Raw genomic sequence first — 2,867 nt, forward strand, 5'->3', positions numbered from 1 at the left:
TTGAGTCTTACAATATAACAACGCTTCCTATTGTCAGCGTTGTAAGTTCGAATTGCTAAATTAAAATTTAGATTCTAACTTAAGACTTAAAAGAATTGCTGGTTTACTTTATACTTAACTTATATTCTGTTCAATTTTCAAAGATCATTTTTCTTCGCATTCAAGCGACTTCTATATATTATCATCTCGAGTTTTACTTGTCAATAAATTTTTTTCTTTCATTTGACTAGTTCCTCAAGAACATTGACTATTTTATCATAGCTTAAACTTTATTCAAAACTATTTATTATGTTTATTTAAAATTATTCTTTAATTTCTTTATTATTATACTTATTTCTTTATTTTATTCATATTGATACGCTAGGATGTGTTTAATGTTTATAATTAAATATTCTGTGCTTTTAATAAAAAAATGAGTATTTATTATATATCTATAGAAATTAAATTTTATTCATATTATAATATACTTTGAAATGATTTTGCATCTATAGCTCAGCAGGATAGAGCGCTGGACTTCGAATCCATCGGTGGGGGGTTCAAATCCCTCTAGGTGCACCAAAATATTCTAAATCAAAATGTAAAATGTACAATTTAAAAGGGAAATTTAAAATGTTACATTTAGATTTATCTATCTATTTTGTAATAATACACATACAAATCTATTAAACATATTTTATAATTAAAGCTGATATTGGTTTTACATTAATTATAGAAGAGTTTATATTATAAATCCCATTATCATTAATTTCATTATCATCCAAAATAACTATAAAGTTATCATGATATAAGTTTATTTGTACATCATGCTTATTACCATTAAATATCACAGCTATTTTACCTAATTGATCTTTTACTTTACTTCCTTCTGCTATATACCCTACAATATTTTTTTCATAAAAATTTGTACCGAATTCTAGAAATCTAATATTTTCATTAATGTCCTTAGCTGAATCCATTCTAAATATCTTATGTTTTTTTCTTAAGTCAATTAAGTCTTTATAATATTTAAATACCTCTAAATACTTTTTCTTTCTTCTCCAACGAAATTTATTTACATGATCAGGTGATATTTAACTATTTTTAATTCTTATTCCATGTTTGTTTTTTTTACTTCTAAGTATCTCCTCTCCTGAATGTATAAAAGGTATTCCTTGTGAAGTTAGTAAAATAGCAGCTGCTAATTTACTCATTCTTATTCTATCTTTTAACGTAGATATAGGTTCTACTAAAGCTAACTTATCCCAAATTGTATAATCGTCATGAGCAGAAATATAAGTTATTACTTGATGAGGCTCATTAGCCCAAGGAGTTTTAGAATATTTAAGTTTTTCATAATTTATATCTATATGATTTATAGATGCTACTATTCCAAATTTAATAGTTTCCTCAAAATCTTTACCTCCATTTAAAAATCCGCCTTTTTCTTTTTCAAATACACTTCCCTTTACTGCATCCCTTATATCATCACTAAAAGCACCTATTTGTAATTTATTAAATTTATTTATATTTTCCTTCAGTGTTAATTTTGAGTTGTTAATAGGTGATTCATCAGCCTTCCATCCTTCACCATATATTAATATATCATCATCTAGAGCTAATCTAACTTCTTCCATTGTTTCAATGTCATGAAGTCCCATTAAATCAAATCTAAAGCCGTCTATTTTATATTCCATAACCCAATACTTCACAGAATCTAAGATAAATTTTCTAACCATAGCTCTTTCAGATGCTAATTCATTTCCACATCCTGATCCATTTGAAAAACCACCATCATTACTTTGTCTATAATAATAATTAGGAATTATTTTATTAAAATTAGAGTCTTCTGTATCAGCAGTATGGTTAAATACTACATCCATAACAACTTTAAACCCTGATTCATGAAGATTCATTATTAACTCCTTAAACTCTCTTATTCTTACTTTTCCATTATAGGGATCAGTTGAATAAGATCCTTCTGGAACATTATAATTTAAGGGGTCATATCCCCAGTTATAATCATCCTCATCATACTTCATTTCATCTACAGTTTTATAATCAAATACAGGTAATAATTGTATAACGTTTACACCTAATTCTTTTAGATGATTTATTCCTGTCTTTACTTCATTTTTAAAATTGTGAGTATCTTTATGAAAACCTCTAAATTTTCCTTTTATGTGTTTTTCTACTCCTGAATTATCATCTATTGTAAAATCTCTTATATGAGTCTCGTATATAATAGAATCTAAGTGACTATTAAATTTAGGTCTTTTGTGATTACTCCATCCCAAAGGATTAGTTGAATTTAAATCTACCACCATGCCTCTGTTACCATTTACTCCTACTGCTTTAGCATATGGATCAACTACTTCATTTTCTATACCATTTCTTTTTATAATATAATTATAAAATTCTCCATCTAAATCCCCTTCTATTTCTACATACCATACACCATTTCCTATATACTCCATGTTTATGCTTTTTTTGCTTGTTGAATTATAATCATAGCCATCCTTACCAAAGAAAATAATCTTTACTGAATGTGCTAAAGGAGCCCAAATTTTAAAAATTGTTTTTTCTTTACTATAAATTGCTCCTAAGGTCCCGTCATATTGATATAATTTATCAAACTCTTCTACTGAATATTGTATAAATATATTATCCATATTCTTCACCCCTAATAATATTATATTATAAAAAGAATTTTTTTTATATAAATTATAAATATTTCATTTAAATCACACAGTATTTTGGAGATTCTTAATTATAAAAAAATTAACTTTGTGGGCTATGAGTTTTATTATTCTCATAAAGTTTTACAAAGTTCTTTAAAAATATAATTTCCTATATAGTAAAAAAAGCTTACGATTAATCGTAAGCTTTTT

The 2,867-nt window shown here is 25.9% G+C and carries 2 protein-coding genes and 1 tRNA gene; 1 reads left to right on the forward strand and 2 read right to left on the reverse strand.

What is annotated here, in order from left to right:
• Positions 1 to 481 precede the first annotated feature (481 nt).
• A tRNA-Arg gene (locus ACQRD5_RS16920) sits at positions 482 to 558 on the forward strand.
• A 104-nt stretch (positions 559 to 662) separates the two neighbouring features.
• On the opposite strand, the gene ACQRD5_RS16925 is transcribed toward ACQRD5_RS16920, so the two are convergent.
• A complete protein-coding gene (locus ACQRD5_RS16925; protein ID WP_320900993.1) occupies positions 663 to 1,070 on the reverse strand; it encodes an alpha-1,6-glucosidase domain-containing protein in 408 nt (135 codons plus the stop codon).
• Positions 1,071 to 2,648, reverse strand: coding sequence for a type I pullulanase (pulA, locus tag ACQRD5_RS16930; protein ID WP_320900991.1), 1,578 nt, complete (start codon positions 2,646 to 2,648; stop codon positions 1,071 to 1,073). It abuts the gene before it with no gap.
• Positions 2,649 to 2,867 lie beyond the last annotated feature (219 nt).

Source organism: Clostridium sp. SGI.024 (assembly GCF_050315195.1).
Lineage (GTDB): Bacteria > Bacillota > Clostridia > Clostridiales > Clostridiaceae > Clostridium.

Excerpts from the sequence above, each read along its gene's own strand:
- pulA (WP_320900991.1), bottom strand. The coding sequence starts at position 2,648 with ATGGATAATATATTTATACAATATTCAGTAGAAGAGTTTGATAAATTA.